Origin of the sequence: Alistipes sp. An66 (assembly GCF_002161445.1) — a bacterium.
In the GTDB taxonomy this organism is placed as follows: Bacteria; Bacteroidota; Bacteroidia; order Bacteroidales; family Rikenellaceae; genus Alistipes; species Alistipes cottocaccae.
Genome location: NZ_NFHT01000008.1, coordinates 1 through 15,169, shown reverse-complemented (window position 1 = coordinate 15,169; position 15,169 = coordinate 1). Strand labels below are relative to the sequence as shown.

Annotated in this window: 10 protein-coding genes; 7 read left to right on the top strand and 3 right to left on the bottom strand. The window is 63.6% G+C overall.

The window, feature by feature from the left end; all coding sequences use genetic code 11:
• Positions 1-9: 9 nt before the first annotated feature.
• The 3 genes from B5G16_RS06900 to B5G16_RS06890 are packed head-to-tail and all read right to left on the bottom strand — an operon-like array spanning position 10 to position 6,817.
• Positions 10-3,555 carry a GH92 family glycosyl hydrolase gene (locus B5G16_RS06900; protein WP_087262602.1) on the bottom strand — a complete coding sequence of 1,182 codons (3,546 nt, stop codon included), beginning with the start codon at positions 3,553-3,555 and terminating at the stop codon, positions 10-12.
• The gene (locus tag B5G16_RS06895) at positions 3,552-5,810 is read right to left on the bottom strand and encodes a GH92 family glycosyl hydrolase (RefSeq protein WP_087262600.1); all 2,259 of its coding nucleotides are present in this window, start codon (positions 5,808-5,810) and stop codon (positions 3,552-3,554) included. Before B5G16_RS06895 ends, B5G16_RS06900 begins: the two co-directional genes overlap by 4 nt.
• The gene (locus tag B5G16_RS06890) at positions 5,810-6,817 is read right to left on the bottom strand and encodes a glycoside hydrolase family 130 protein (RefSeq protein ID WP_087262598.1); all 1,008 of its coding nucleotides are present in this window, start codon (positions 6,815-6,817) and stop codon (positions 5,810-5,812) included. Before B5G16_RS06890 ends, B5G16_RS06895 begins: the two co-directional genes overlap by 1 nt.
• A gap of 483 nt (positions 6,818-7,300) precedes the next feature.
• Between B5G16_RS06890 and glpA the strand changes: the two genes are divergently transcribed.
• From glpA to B5G16_RS06855, 7 genes are all read left to right on the top strand, one after another.
• Complete coding sequence (gene glpA, locus B5G16_RS06885; protein WP_087262596.1) at positions 7,301-8,920, top strand: anaerobic glycerol-3-phosphate dehydrogenase subunit A; 1,620 nt, start codon at positions 7,301-7,303, stop codon at positions 8,918-8,920.
• Positions 8,917-10,179 carry a glycerol-3-phosphate dehydrogenase subunit GlpB gene (gene glpB, locus B5G16_RS06880; protein ID WP_087262594.1) on the top strand — a complete coding sequence of 421 codons (1,263 nt, stop codon included), beginning with the start codon at positions 8,917-8,919 and terminating at the stop codon, positions 10,177-10,179. The genes glpA and glpB overlap by 4 nt, the downstream gene beginning before the upstream one ends.
• 208 nt (positions 10,180-10,387) lie before the next feature.
• Positions 10,388-11,611 (top strand): anaerobic glycerol-3-phosphate dehydrogenase subunit GlpC, encoded by a 1,224-nt coding sequence (glpC, locus tag B5G16_RS06875; RefSeq protein ID WP_087262592.1) that lies wholly within the window; start codon positions 10,388-10,390, stop codon positions 11,609-11,611.
• Between the two features lie 69 nt (positions 11,612-11,680).
• Positions 11,681-13,177, top strand: coding sequence for a glycerol kinase GlpK (gene glpK, locus B5G16_RS06870; RefSeq protein WP_087262590.1), 1,497 nt, complete (start codon positions 11,681-11,683; stop codon positions 13,175-13,177).
• Between the two features lie 98 nt (positions 13,178-13,275).
• The gene (locus tag B5G16_RS06865; RefSeq protein WP_087262588.1) at positions 13,276-14,010 is read left to right on the top strand and encodes an MIP/aquaporin family protein; all 735 of its coding nucleotides are present in this window, start codon (positions 13,276-13,278) and stop codon (positions 14,008-14,010) included.
• Positions 14,011-14,106: 96 nt separating this feature from the next.
• On the top strand, positions 14,107-14,478 hold the full coding sequence (locus B5G16_RS06860) for a hypothetical protein (protein WP_162612035.1): 372 nt from the start codon (positions 14,107-14,109) through the stop codon (positions 14,476-14,478).
• A 17-nt stretch (positions 14,479-14,495) separates the two neighbouring features.
• Positions 14,496-14,726, top strand: a complete 231-nt coding sequence (locus B5G16_RS06855) for a hypothetical protein (protein WP_087262582.1) — start codon at positions 14,496-14,498, stop codon at positions 14,724-14,726.
• Positions 14,727-15,169 lie beyond the last annotated feature (443 nt).

Below are 15,169 nucleotides of genomic sequence, written 5' to 3'. Positions count from 1 at the left end.
CGGTTCGTATCAGTTAATGGAGTTCAACAAGTCGGTTTTTCCGTCGTTCACCAGTTTGAGGATCAGCTCGCCGAAGAGCGTATTCTGCCAGGCGAACCACGCGCGGGTGAAGTTCGCGGCGTCGTGCCGCGAGAAGGATTCGTGCATGAAGCCCGTTCCGGCGTCGGTGGTCATCAGCGCGACGAGACAGTCGCGGATTTCGGCGTCGTCGGTCGAGGTGAAGGCCCGCATCATGATGCTCATCGGCCAGATCATCTCCACGCCGATGTGCGGACCTCCGATCCCTTCGCCGGCCGCTCCGCGCCAGAAATAGGGGTTGTCTCCGCTCCATACGAAGCGGCGCGTATTCTCATAGACGGGATCCGTGCGCGCGACGTCGCCCAGGTAGGGCATGGCCAGCAGCGACGGCACGTTGGCGTCGTCCATCAGCTGCACGCTGCCGAAGCCGTCGACCTCGAAGGCGTAGATCCGCCCGTATTTCGGGTGGCCGACCACGGCATGCTGTTGCAGTGCGGCGGCCACCTCGTCGGCCAGCGCCCGGCACTCGGCGGCCAGCTCCTCCTCGCCGTTGACCGTCGAGAGAATCTCGGCAGCCTTGCCGAGCGACGTCACGGCCATGAAATTCGACGGGATGAGGAATCCGAAGGTCGTGGCGTCGTCCGACGGACGGAATGCCGACGCGATCAGCCCCACGGGCTTCACGGGATTGCCGCGCCCGACGTGGCAGCGCGTATCGAGCTGGCGGTCCGTGACGCGCAGGAAGGTGTAGTCGCCCGGACCCTCCTTCATCTGCTGCTCACGCAGCGTGCGGAGGACGGCCCGCATGGCCTCGACCCACGTCCGGTCGAAGACCGACGCGTCGCCCGTGGTCTTCCAGTAGTGGTGGGCCAGGCGGATCGGATAGCAGTGCGAGTCGATCTCCCACTTGCGTTCGAAGACCCACGGGCTCTGCACGTGCCCCGGATAGCCGACATCCTCCCCGGCGCCCGTCGGGCCGTCGTTGAAGGCGTTGGCGTAGGGGTCGATGGTGATCAGGCGCATCTGCTGGCGGATCACCCCGGCGATCATCCGCTGCAACTTCGGGTCGCGGCCGCACAACTGCACGTAGGGCCACACCTGGGCCCCCGAGTCGCGGAGCCACATGGCCGGGATATCGCCCGTATATACATAGGTGAGCGGATTCCCCGCTTCGTCCTCGCGGTAGTGGACCGTGGTGTCGAGCGTATTGGGGAAGCAGTTGGCGAACATCCAGCGCAGGCGTTCGTTGGTCAGCAGACCGCACACGCGGGCGATCTCCTCCTCCACGGCTTCCGACTTAAAAAGCCGATCCTCCTCGGCGGGGCGCCGGTCGGCGTAGGCTTCCGGCTCGTCGGGGCAGTACCACACCTTCGGCTCGGCGCCCATCTCGAAGACGAGTTCTCCGCCCCGCATCACGTCGGCGTGCGCGATCCACCCTTTGGTGTAGGGCTCGCCGTTGAGCCATACGCGCTGGATATAGCGGTTTTCGGGGGTGAGGTTTCGCGCTTCGATGGCAAACGTTCCGTTCGGGACGTCGATCTCGACCCGGTCGAAGAGCGGCACGCCGAACCAGTAGCGTCCGCCTGCCGGCTCGACTTCGTACATGCCCATTGCCGAGAGGATGTACCATGCCGACATCTGTCCCACGTCCTCGTTGCCCGAGAGACCGTCGGGCTGGTCATGGTAGAGCGTCGTGAGCACCTCGCGCACGCGGTCGGCCGTCTTCCACGGCTGGCCCAGCATCGTGTAGAGGTAGAGGATATGGTGGCTGGGTTCGTTGCCGTGGGCATACTGCCCGATCAGTCCCGAGATATCGGGCGACGTGTCGCCGCCCTCGATGACGGAGCTCACCGTAAAGAGCGAATCTAACTTTTCGAGCATCCGCTCGCGGCTTCCGAAGCGCTCCTGCAACCCCTCGACATCGTGCGGCACGAGCCACGTGTACTGCCAGGCGTTGCCCTCGCAGTAGTCGTCGGCGCGGTGCGTCGAGGCGAACGGATTGAACGGCGTGCGCCACCCGCCGCGGCTGTCGCGTCCGCGCATGAAGCCCGTCGCCGGATCGAAATAGCGGCGGTACGAGCGGCTGCGCTCCGTGAAGCAGCGGGCATCGTCGGCCTTGCCCAGTGCCTCGGCGGCACGGGCTGCGGCGCCGTCGGCCAGCGCATACTCCATGTCGTAGGCCACGGCCTCGTTGAAGAGGTCGCACGGAATGTAGCCGTGCTCCATGCGCAGGCCGTTGCCGCGGCCGGGGTTCATCGCCGTGCGGCGGATCGCCTCGAAGGCGCGCTCGCGGTCGAACCCTCCGATCCCCTTCACGATGGCGTCGGCGACCACGGGAATACCCGGATTACCCACCATGCAGTCCGTTTCATTGCCCCAGAGGTGCCAGACCGGCAGGCGCCCCTGCTCGTCGGCGATGGCCAGCATCGTGTTGACGATGTCGGGCATGCGCTCCGGGTGGAGGATCGTCATCAGTGGCATCGCCGCGCGGTAGGTGTCCCACAGCGAGAAGGTCGTATGGGTCTTGTAGCCAGGATTTTCGTGCACCCGGCCGTCGGCCCCGCGGTACGTGCCGTCGGCGTCGCAGAACTCCGACGGGGCGACCATCGTGTGGTAGAGCGCCGTGTAGAAGATCCGGCGTGCCGTCTCGTCCGAGGTTGTGATGCGCACCTTCGAGAGCTCCTTGTCCCACGCCGCATCGGCTGCCGCGGCCACGGCTTCGAAGTCCCAGCCGGGGAGTTCTGCCGCGAGGTTGGCACGGGCGCCCTCGATGCTCACGGGCGAGAGGGCCACCTTCACCAGCAGCTGTTCGCCGTCGGTCGTCGTGAACGAGGCACGTCCGTAGTGTTCGCCCGCGGTCTCGAACTTCGCGAAGGGCTTCGAAAATTCCGCCACGAACCACACGCACTGATCCCGGGCCCAGCCCGTCGAGTAGCGCCAGCCGGCGATCGTACGCGCGTCGATCTGTTCGAGGTGTGTTCCGACGGCCCTGTCCCAGCAGCCCCCGTTTTCGAGGTCGAAGAGCACGGCGGCCTCCGTCGAGGCGGGGAAGGTGTAGCGGTGGAGTCCGACGCGCGAGGTGGCGGTCATCTCGGCCGTAATGCCGTAGCGAACGAGCGGCACCGCGTAGTATCCGGGCCGTACGACCTCCTTCGAACGGTCGGCATGGGACCAGAGCCCCGACGCGGGGTCCTCCTCCGTGCCGCGGGCACAGACGACCTCACCCACGACGGGCATGACCGTGACGTCGAACAGGTCGCCGATGCCCGTTCCGGAGAGATGCGTGTGCGAGAAGCCGATCACCGTGGAATCGGAGATGTGGTAGCCCGAGCACCAGTCCCACTCCTGGGGAATACTCGTCGGCCCCACCTGCACGAGTCCGAACGGGACGTTCGCCCCGACGAAGACGTGACCGTGTCCGCCGGTTCCGATCCGGGGGTCGACCCAGCGGGTCGGGCTCTCCGTGGCCTGCGGTTGCGTGCAGGCGGCAAGGAGCGTCAGCAGCGTGGCTGCGCTCAAAAGTCGTTGCAGGTTCATTTGCGGTTGCTGTTTTGAAGTTCGAAGGTGAGTTTTCCGCCGCGCAGCAGGGCGTCGTGGCTGATGCGGTATCGTGTCAGCGGTTTGCCGCCGAGCGTCATGCGGCGGATGTAACCTTCGCCCTGCCGCTCGATCACCAGCACGCCCTGCGGGGTGTCGATCTCGGCACGGTCGAAGGTCGGGGCCGTCAGCGTGTAGGCCGGCTCGCCCGGGCAGTCGGGATAGAAGCCCAGCATCGTGAATACAGCCCAGGCCGACATTGTGCCCGTGTCGTCGTTGCCCGGAATGCCGTCGGGCCGCACGGTGAAGTATTTGTCGAGCAGGCGCCGCGTCTCGCGCTGCGTGCGCCACGCCTCGCCGGGGAAGCGGCTGAACAGGTACGCATAGGCGATGTCGGGTTCGTTCGCCGGGTCGTACAACCCCTCGTCGAAGACCATCTGCAACTTCTCGACGAAGCGTTTGCGACCGCCCATCAACTTTACGAGCCCCTCGACATCGTGCGGCACGTAGAAGGTGTAGTTCCAGGACGAGCCCTCGTGGAATCCGGGTGCCGTGGAGAAGTTCTCGCCCGCCCGCGGGTCGAAGGGCGTGAGGAACGAACCGTCCTCATTGATCGGGCGCAGCGTCCCGTACTCCGGGCAGTAATAGTGTCTGTAACCCAATGAGCGCTGGCGGAACGTCTGCGCATCCTCCTTGTTCCCGAGCGAGTCGGCCAGGCGAGCCAGCGCGGCGTCGGCGACGTAGTATTCCAGTGCGTGCGACACGGAGAGGTCTCCGGCCAGATCCTGTGCGTAGAGCCCCAGCGGAATATACCCTTTTTCAATATAGGGGTCGATGTCGGGGCGCAGGGGGTTCTGCGCACCGGGCGTGGTGGCCGAGCGGCGGAAGGCCGCATAGGCCGCTTCGACGTCGAAGTCGCGCAGCCCCTTCATCCAGGTGTCGACGATCACCGGAATGGCCGGGTCGCCCTCCATCGTGAAGGTCTCGCGGCCGTAGAGCTCCCAGCGGGGCATCCAGCCCCACTCGCGCGAGATGTCGATCATCGAGCGCACCATCTCCACCTGCCGCTCGGGATAGACCAGCGTCAGCAGCTGGTGGACGTTGCGGCAGGTGTCCCACAGCGAGAAGACCGTGTAGCGCTCGCCCTCCGTCACGCCCACCTCTCCCGAACGCTCCATCACGGGGTATTCGCCGTTGACGTCGTTCAGCAGGTTCGGGTGGATCAGCGCGTGGTAGAGCGCCGTATAGAATACCTTCCGCTGGTCGTCCGTGCCGCCCTCGACGCGGATGCGCCCCAGGTCGGCGTTCCAGCGTGCGCGGGCCTCCGCGCGGATCGTGTCGAAGGTCGCACCGGCCGCCTGTTCGGCATCGAGGTTCCGCCGGGCGTTCTCCATCGAGACGTACGAGATACCCATCCGCACCTCGATCTGCTCGCCCTCCGCGAGGTCGTCGTAGGTGAACCAGTAGCCGATGTCGTCGCCGGCCAGTTCACGGCCGTATTCGTTGTAGAGTTTGTATTTGCCGTTGTCGGGCGTCCACTCGGCCTCGACACCCGTCATCGGGCGTTGCTTCTTCCAGTAGCCCGCGGCGCGCGGCGCCTTCGAGACGCGCAGCACGAAGTAGACCGGGAAGACCTTCTGCGGGTTGTAGCAGAAGGTCCCGAGGAGCTTCATGCCCTCGATCTCCGTCTCGCTCACGCGGCGCACCACGGCCCCCGATTCGTTCGTCAGCCCCTCGCCGAGATTTAACAGGATATGGCCCTTGCCGCCCGGGAAGGTGTAGCGCTCCACCGACGTGCGGGCCGTGGCCGTGGCTTCGGCCCGGATGCCGTACTTCGAGAGCGTCACGGCGTAGTAGCCCGGCGAGGCGGTCTCGTCGCGGTACTCCGAGCCGTATTCGCGGTAGTCGGGGTTCAACTCACCCGCCGTGGCCATCGTCAGCAGCGACCCCATGTCGGGGCATCCCACGCCGCTCAGCGCCCCGTGGGCAAATCCCGTGAAGAACCGATTATGGTACTCGTAGGGCGTCGACCACCAGCGGGCATCCTTGTCATAGAGGTTCGTGTCGGAGCCCATGACGTTGAACGGCACGACGGACATCATGCCGTTGGGCAGAACTGCCCCGGGATTCGTCGTTCCGAAGTTGGTGGTTCCGATGAAGGGGTCGACCCAGGCAGCGGGTTCGGAGGCGCGGAGCGGCCCTCCGAAAAAGGCTGCGGCGAGCGCAGCCAAAGTGAGCGTTCGTCGCAGCAGCATCAGAGAATCGAGTTTTTCTTCGTGAATTCGATGATTTCGGGGATGTATCCGAAGGCGAGTCCGGTAACCGTGTCGGCGCATCCGTAGTAGACGGCGATACGCCCCGTATCGGGATCATGGAGCGCGGCGCAGGGGAACGTGACGTTCGGGACGTCGCCCATGCACTCGTAGGTCTCGCGCGGCGAGATCAGGTAGGGGCCGCTGCGGGCCAGAACCTTCCAGGGCTGGTCGAGGTCGAGCAGCGCCGAGCCGAAGGCGTAGACATAGCCGTTGCACGAGCGCAGCACGCCGTGGTAGAGGAGCAGCCACCCCTCCGACGTCTCGATGGGCACGGGGCCGGCGCCGATCTTCATGCACTGCCAGGCCGACTGTTCGAACGCGGCGGGCGACATCACGTGGCGGTGGCGCCCCCAGAAGCAGAGGTCGGGCGACTCCGAGTAGAAGATGTCGCCGAAGGGCGTGTGTCCCGTGTCGCTCGGGCGCGACAGCATGGCGTAGTTGCCGTTGATCTTGCGGGGGAACATCACACCGTTGCGGTTATAGGGCAGGAAGGCGTTTTCCAGCTGGTGGAAGGTCTCGAAGTCCTCGGTCCACGCCACGCCGATCGTCGGGCCGTGGTAGCCGTTGCACCACGTCACGTAGTATCGGTCGTCGATCTTCGCCACGCGCGGGTCGTAGCCGTAGACCCATTCGCCCACTTCGGGGTCGGCGCCCGTGAGTCGGAAGTCCTCCTCCCGGATGTCCCATTTCAGGCCGTCGACCGAGAAGCCCACGTGGATGCGCATGCGGCGGTTGGTGTCGTCGCAGCGGAAGACCCCGGCGTAGTTGTATTTCCCTTTTTTGAAAGGTACGACCGCCGAATTGAAGATCGAATTCGACGTCGGTAGCGCATGGCGCCCGATGATCGGGTTGGCCGAGTAGCGCCACATGACTTCGTTCGAGCCCGCGGGGCGATCCTCCCACGGCATGTCCGGAAGCGCCGGACCCGCAATTTTCAGGTTGTCCATTTATTCGGGTTTTGGTGTTTTGTTTCTTCGGTTCCGGATGGCTCCCGTGCCGTTCTCCGCGGAGCGGGAGAGGCCGTTTCGCCGGATGTCGCCGCGAGCGGCCTTCTGTGCCGAAATACCCTTCAAAGGTAGCGAAAACCTTTCTATTTGGCAAGTCCGGCCGGGGAAGTGTTAAAAAATTCACAATTTGGATGGCCGGAGCGATTCCGACATGTTTTTTGCAACGGACGGCGCGGCGCTGCGGCCCGCATTTCCGCTTTCGTTCGGGAAGCGGCGCATATCCCGTCGGGGAGGCTGTTTTGCTCCGGATGTTTTGAATCGAAATATATAATCGGATTTAATTCCTATAAAATAGAAGTATAATCCCGATTCGAAACCTATATTCGTTTGTTTCGAAACCAAACAAAATGAAAAATATTTCGTTTTATTTTGGTTTTTCTCGAAAAAGTATCTTATATTTGTGGTAGCTTAATTCATTGACCCATGAACAATACGTACGATGTCATCATCATCGGCGGCGGCGCCACCGGCGCAGGCATTGCCCGGGACTGCTCGCTGCGCGGCGTCAGGGCCCTGCTGCTGGAACGCTCCGACATCTCGACCGGCGCCACCGGCCGCAACCACGGACTGCTCCACAGCGGCGCCCGATATGCCGTGACGGATCACGAATCGGCCGAGGAGTGCATCCGCGAAAACATGATCCTGCGCAAAATTGCGGCACACTGCGTCGAGGAGACCGACGGACTGTTCATTTCACTGCCGGAGGACGGATTGGAATATCAGTCCGTTTTCGTGAATGCCTGCCGCCGCGCCGGCATCCGGGCCGACATTATCGACCCCCGGGAGGCGCTGCGGCTGGAACCGTCGGCCAACCCGGCGCTGATCGGCGCCGTGCGGGTTCCGGACGGCGCGGTGGACCCCTTCCGGCTCACGTCGTCGAACGTCCTCGACGCCCGGGCCCACGGCGCCGAGATCCGAACCTATACGGAGGTCATGGAGCTGCTGCGCGAACAGGACCGCATCGTCGGCGTAAGGGCCTACGACCATCGGAACCGCTGTGAATTGAAGTTTTACGCGCAGGTGGTCGTCAATGCGGGCGGAATCTGGGGCCACGGCATCGCCGCGAAGGCCGGCATCACGGTCAACATGCTCCCGGCAAAGGGTGCGCTGCTGATCTTCGGACACCGGGTGAACAACCTCGTGCTGAACCGCTGCCGCAAGCCGGCCGATGCCGACATTCTGGTCCCGGGCGACACGATCTCGCTGATCGGCACCACGTCGAGCAAGGTCCCCTACGACCAGATCGACAACATGATCATCACGCCCGACGAGGTGGATCTGCTGCTGCGCGAGGGCGAGAAGCTGGCTCCGTCGCTGGCGACGACGCGCATCCTGCGGGCCTACGCCGGTGTACGGCCGCTGGTGGCCTCGGACGACGATCCGAGCGGCCGCACGGTGAGCCGCGGCATCGTACTGCTGGACCACGCCACGCGCGACGGCATGGAGGGATTCATCACCATCACGGGCGGCAAGCTGATGACCTACCGCCTGATGGCCGAATGGGCCACGGATCTCGTCTGCAAGAAGATCGGCAATCCGGAGCGGTGCCGCACGGCGGAGATTCCCCTTCCGGGCTCGACGGAGGACCGCCGGGAGGTCGACCGCAAACTGCGGAACAAACCCGTGGCGCAGCGCCGCTCGTCGATCTCGCGGCACGGCGACCAGGCGGTGAAGATCGACAGCCGGACGTCGATCCAGAACAGTCTGGTGTGCGAGTGCGAGGAGGTCTCGATCGGCGAGGTGGAATACGCTTTGGAGAACCTTGCGGTGAACAACCTCGTGGACCTGCGGCGCCGCACGCGCATCGGCATGGGAACGTGTCAGGGCGAACTGTGTGCCTGCCGGGCTGCCGGACTGATGGGTCACCGCGACCCGGTCTGCGCACGGAAGGCGAAGGCCGATCTGGTGTCGTTCCTGAACGAGCGCTGGAAGGGCATGGCCCCGATCGCCTGGGGCGACACGCTGCGTGAAAGCGAATACATGACGTGGGTCTACGAGAGTGTGTGCGGATTGTCGGACGAAGCAAAAACAGCATCAAAATGAGATTCGATACAGTCATCATCGGTGGCGGACTGGCCGGCATGGCGTGCGGCATCCGCCTGGCGGAAGCGGGACAGCGCTGCGCGATCGTCTCGCAGGGGCAGAGTGCGATCCACTTCTCGTCGGGGTCGTTCGATCTGTTGGGGCGTCTGCCCGACGGGACGCCCGTGACGGACCCGGTGGCGGGGATCGCCGCCCTGGCGGAGAGCGCTCCGGCGCACCCCTACTCCGTGATCGGCGCGGAGCGGTGCGCCCGCCATGCGGAGACGGCGGCGGAGCTGCTGCGCAGTGCGGGGATCCGGGTTGCGGGCGACAGCCGCCGCAACCACTTCCGGATCACGCCCATGGGCAAGGCGAAGCGTACGTGGCTGACCATCGACGGCTACCTCACGACCGACGACGCGGACCGGCTGCCCTTCAAGACGGTGTGCATCGTCAACGTGGAGGGATTTCTGGACTTCTATCCGGAGTTCATCGCCGAGGAGTTCCGCAAACGGGGCGTCGAGTGCCGTTTCGGGAGCTTCAACCATCCGGACCTGGAACAGATCCGGCGGAATCCGAGCGAGATGCGCTCGGCGAACATCGCCCGGGTCTTCGACCGCGACGCCGATCTGGAAGCGCTGGCCGCGGAGCTGCACAGATGCTCCGAGGGGTGCGATGCGCTGATCCTTCCGGCGCTGATCGGCATCAACCGCAACGACTCGCTGGAACTCCTGCGGGCACGGGTCGGGTGTCCGATCCATCTGCTGCCTACCCTGCCGCCGTCGATCCCGGGCATCCGGGCGCAGCAGGCCCTGCAACACCGCTTCCGGGCGCTGGGCGGCGAATACTTTCTGGGAGACAGCGTGCTGTCGGCCGAGACCCGGGGATCCCGCGTGGAGCGGATCTACACCGCCAACCACGGCAACATCCCCTTCGAGGCGGCGCATTTCGTGCTGGCGACGGGCAGCTTTTTCAGCAAGGGGCTGCTGGCAACTCCCGACCGGATCGTCGAGCCGGTCTTCGGGGCCGACACGGAGTTCGTGCCCTCCCGTTCGGAGTGGTACACGCTGCGCTTCTTCGACCGGCAGGCCTATCAGGCCTTCGGCGTGAAGACCGACCCCGCGCTGCGGGTCATAAAGGAGGGAAAGGCGCTCGACAACCTCTACTGTGCGGGAGCCGGGCTGGCCGGGTTCCATCCGGTGCAGGAGGAGTGCGGTGCTGGCGTCTCGCTGCTTTCGGCGCTCCATGTGGCGGAAACCATTCTGAAAATTGAAAATTGAGAATGGAGAATTGAAATTTAAAGGAAACAGTCCCGAAGGCTTCGGCACTCCACAGGCGGAATAACCTTCCACATAAAGCCCCCGCCTGGGGCGGGGGTTTGGGGGTGGGTCGGATTTGAATACGCGGCCACGGGCCGCGAGCAATGGCGGCCGGAAAAGCAACGGACGCCGATTGGAGAAATAAAGGTACAAAATAAAACGACATACCATGAATATTCAGCAGAACAGCGTCAGCGAGAATAATTTCGAGCAGTGCATCAAATGTACGATCTGCACGGTGTACTGCCCGGTGGCTGCGGCGAATCCGGACTATCCGGGGCCGAAACAGGCCGGTCCCGACGGGGAGCGTCTGCGGCTCAAACGCCCCGACTTCTTCGACAGCGCCCTGAAATACTGCATGAACTGCAAACGCTGCGAGGTGTCGTGTCCGTCGAACGTGCGCATCGGCGACATCATCCAGGCGGCGCGGATCAAGTACGGGCCGCAGCACAACACGTCGCTGCGCAACTTCGTGCTGGCCAATACGGACCTCGTGGGGACGCTGGCCACGCCCTTTGCGCCGATCGTCAACACGACCGTGGCGCTGAAACCCGTGCGCTTCGTGATGGACAAGGTGATGGCCATCGACCACCGCCGCATCTTCCCGAAATACGCCCACGGCACCTTTACGTCGTGGTACCGCAAGCATGCCGCCGCGGCGCAGGAGGCCTTCCCGAAGCAGGTGGCCTATTTCCACGGCTGCTACGTGAACTACAACAACCCGCAGCTGGGCAAGGATCTGCTGCGGATCATGAATGCGCTGGGCTACGGCGTGCAGCTGCTCGACAAGGAGAAGTGCTGCGGCGTGGCGCTGATCTCGAACGGACTCTACAAGCAGGCGCGGCGTCAGGCCGAGACGAACCTGCGGTCGATCCGCACGTCGGTGAAGGGCCGCGACCTGGATCTGATCACCACCTCGTCGACCTGTACCTTCACGCTGCGCGACGAGTATCCGCACCTGCTGGGGCTGGAAAACGGCGACGTGCGCGACCGCATCGAACTGGCGACGCGCTACCTCTACCGGCTGATCCGGTCGGGCGAGGCGCAGCTGAAATTCAAGGATACGACGCCGCTGCGCGTGGCCTACCACACGCCGTGCCACATGGAGAAGATGGGCTGGGGCTACTACTCGATCGAGCTGCTGCGGATGATTCCCGGCGTGGAGGTGACGGTGCTCGATTCGCAGTGCTGCGGCATCGGCGGCACCTACGGATTCAAGAAGGAGAACTACGAGGTCTCGCAGGCCATCGGGGCTCCGCTGTTCCGTCAGATCGAGGAGTCGGGGGCCGACCTCGTGGCCACGGACTGCGAGACCTGCAAGTGGCAGATCGAGATGTCGACCTCGAAACCCTGCGAACACCCGCTGCACATCCTCGCCTCGCGGCTGGCGTAGCGGAGCCGCGTCGGAGCGACTTCGGCCCCGACACGGATGTTTCCCCCAGAAACCAACCATAAAACGACTATGAAACAGTACATTCTTGCACTTGACCAGGGGACGAGCAGCTCCCGGGCCATCGTTTTCGACGAGAAAGGATCGGCCTGCGCCGTGGCGCAGCGGGAGTTCCGTCAGATTTTCCCGAAATCGGGTTGGGTGGAGCACGACCCGCACGAAATCTGGTCGTCGCAGGCCTCGGTGATCGCCGAGGCGATCACGATGCTGGACATCAACGGACTGAACATCGCCGGCATCGGCATCACGAACCAGCGCGAAACGACCATCGTGTGGGATTCGGAGACCGAGGAACCGGTTTACAACGCCATCGTGTGGCAGGACCGCCGCACGTCGGACTACTGCGATGAGTTGAAGAGCCAGGGACTTACGGACATGATCCGCCAGAAGACGGGTCTGATCATCGACGCCTATTTCAGCGCCACGAAGATCAAATGGATTCTGGACAACGTCCCCGGGGCCCGCGAACGCGCCGAGAAGGGCAAGCTGATGTTCGGAACGGTGGACACGTGGCTGATCTGGCGCCTGACGCGCGGCGAGGTGCACGTGACCGACGTGAGCAACGCTTCGCGGACGATGCTCTTCAACATCAACACGCTGGAATGGGACCAGGAGTTGCTGGATCTGTTCAACATCCCGCGCTCGATGATGCCGGAGGTGAAGTCGTCGAGCGAGGTCTACGGACACACGAAGACGACGATCTTCGCCCACAAGGTGCCCATTGCGGGAATCGCGGGCGACCAGCAGGCGGCCCTGTTCGGACAGATGTGCACCGAGCCGGGCATGGTGAAGAACACCTACGGCACGGGCTGCTTCCTGCTGATGAACAGCGGCGAGAAGCCGATCCTCTCGCAGAACAACCTCATCACGACCGTGGCGTGGAAGATCGGCGACAAGGTGAACTACGCTCTGGAAGGAAGTATCTTTGTCGGCGGTTCGGTCGTGCAGTGGCTGCGCGACGGTCTGGGCGTGATCAACTCCTCGTCGGAGGTCGAGGCCCTCGCCTCGCAGGTGCCCGACACGAACGGCGTCTACTTCGTGCCGGCGCTGACGGGTCTCGGCGCCCCGTGGTGGGATCAGTACGCGCGCGGCACGATCATCGGCATCAGCCGCGGCACGACGACGGCCCACATCGCGCGTGCGGCGCTGGAAGGCATCGCCTACCAGACGATGGACATCACGGCCGCGATGTCGCGCGACGCGGGGATCCCGCTCAAAGAGCTGAAAGTCGACGGCGGCGCTTCGCGCAACAACCTGCTGATGCAGTTCCAGGCCGACATTCTGGGCACACGGGTGATCCGTCCGCAGGTGGTCGAGACGACGGCGCTGGGTGCGGCCTATCTGGCGGGCCTTGCCGTGGGCTACTGGTCGAGCATCGACGAGATCCGCAAGCAGTGGCAGATCGACCGGGCTTTCGAACCCTCGTGGGACGAAGAGCGGATCCGCACGGCGAAATCCGGCTGGGAGGATGCCGTGAAGCGCACGTTGAGCGACTATACCAAGCGCTGACCGCCGACGGCGGCCCGCACAAAAGGCTTTCCCGGAGTCCCGCATTTCGGGACTCCGGGAAGGCCTGAAAAAACCTGAAAACCTTAAAACTGATAGCCATGAACGACGTATTTGTAAAGTGCCTGTTCGAGTTTATCGGCACGGCCGTGCTGGTTCTTTTCGGCGACGGAGTCGTCGCCTGTACGACGTTGAAAAAATCCAAGGGCGAGAATGCCGGCTGGGTGGTTATCACGCTGGCGTGGGGTCTTGCCGTCATGCTGGGTGTGTTCATCTCGGGCCCCTACTCCGGAGCGCATCTGAATCCGGCTGTGACGCTGGGACTGGCAGCCGCCGGGACCTTCGCGTGGCCGATGGTCATTCCGTATATCGTTGCGCAGATGTTGGGCGGCTTCGTGGGTGCGATTCTCGTGTACGCCTTCTACAAGGACCACTACGACGCCACGGCGGATCCCGCGACCAAACTCGGGACGTTCTGTACGATTCCGGCCATCCGCAACTACGGCCGCAACCTCTTCTGTGAGATCGTCGGCACGTTCGTGCTGGTATTCGTGATTCTCGCGCTCTCGATCGACGGCAACACTTCGGAAGTCGGCATGGGTGCTCTGGGGGCCTTCCCCGTTGCGATGCTGATCGTCGCGCTGGGCATGTCGCTGGGCGGTACGACGGGTTACGCCATCAATCCGGCCCGCGACCTCGCACCGCGTCTGGCGCACGCCGTTCTGCCGATCAAGGAGAAGGGCTCGAACGACTGGGGCTACTCGTGGGTTCCCGTCGTGGGCCCGATCATCGGCGGATTCCTCGCCGCAGCCCTCTATTGTGTGATTTACTGCTGAAAAACGTACAGCCATGAAGAACCTGAAACATCTTGCAGTGCTTTTGCCGCACTGCTGCTTTCGGCGTCGGCCTTCGGACAGACCGCACGGATGCATTTGAACGGAACCTTGCAGAACATGCACCTGTGGCGCGGCTTGCAGGTTGCCGACGGCGGCGTGCTGGCCGCAGACCTGAATCTGGGGCTCTTCGACGACGGACTTCGGATCGGTCTGTGGGGCGGTACGGACTTCACGGGCGACTACAAGGAGTTCGACTACTACGTTTCCTATTCGGTAGCGGGCTTCACGTTCGCCGTGTGGGACATCTTCAACTACTCGCCGGAACTGCCGTTCAGCAAGGACATCTTCAACTACAACAAGTACTCGACGAGCCATTTCCTGGATTTCAGCGTGGCCTACAACTTCGACACGAAGCTGAACGTTCCCCTGCGCCTCTACTGGGCGACGATTTTCGCGGGCCGGACCTGAATGTGGCGGGCGAGAACATGTATTCGACCTTCGTTTCGGCCGAATACAGTGTCTACCGCAACGAGCACTGGATTGTGGATGTGGGTCTGGGCGGCACCTTTGCGTTCAACCGGGACGATCTCGACGGCGATGCGAATTTCTACGGGAATGACGGGATCAACCAGATTTCGCTGCGCACGACCTACAAGTTGAAGCTGGGACGTTTCGATATGCCGGTTTTGCGCATGCGATGTGGAATCCGGATCTGAAAGACGGCTACTTGCAGGTTGGTATCAATCTGTTTGCCTTCTGATCGGTTTTATGGAATCGAGGCCCGACTTTTCAGGTCGGGCTTTTTCATTTCGTTCCCAAAAGAAGTGTCGGGGGCCGGGGCGGGAATCCCTCCGTCCGCAAAATTCAAGACAGCGTTAGCACCCCCGGCCCCTGAAAGGGGCGTCGGGGGCCGGGGCAGCGAATCCCTCCGTCTGCAAAATTCAAGACAGCGTTAGCACCCCCGGCCCCTGAAAGGGGCGTCGAGGGCCGCGGGCAGCGGATCCCGCGTCTGCATAATACAACAACAGGGAAAGCCTCTCGGCTCTCCCTCCCTCTTGGAGCGGAAAACGGGATTCGAACTCGCGTTTCACGCGAGCGGTTCCGCGATTGTTTGTCGACACCCCCGGCCCCTGAAAGGGGCGTCGAGGGCCGCGGGCGG